The sequence below is a fragment of the Streptococcus sp. CCH8-H5 genome (assembly GCF_001556505.1).
GTDB lineage: Bacteria > Bacillota > Bacilli > Lactobacillales > Streptococcaceae > Streptococcus.
The window spans coordinates 1-224 of record NZ_LSIZ01000086.1 but is presented as its reverse complement, the minus strand read 5'-3'; the positions used below and the strand labels follow the sequence as shown (position 1 = coordinate 224).

Genomic DNA, 224 nt, shown 5'->3' with positions numbered 1-224 from the left:
CTAACAAGGACAACATCCAATCAGTAGGAATCTCAGATGACTACGATGAAACTAAGTTGGATCTTGACGCTACTAAGATTAAAGCCTACGATTCAGTGACAGGTGATGATGTTACAGCTAAATTCGATATCACTGTTAACAACGGTGTGATTACTGCAACTCTTAAAGATGGCTTCACTAAGTCACTTGGCGATGCAGAAAACACACAAGTTATCGACACAACT

Annotated in this window: 1 protein-coding gene; it reads left to right on the top strand. The window is 39.7% G+C overall.

Annotated elements, in window-relative coordinates; translation table 11 throughout:
- Positions 1–224: hypothetical protein (locus AX663_RS10795; RefSeq protein ID WP_197414205.1), on the top strand; the 224-nt coding region annotated here is incomplete at both ends.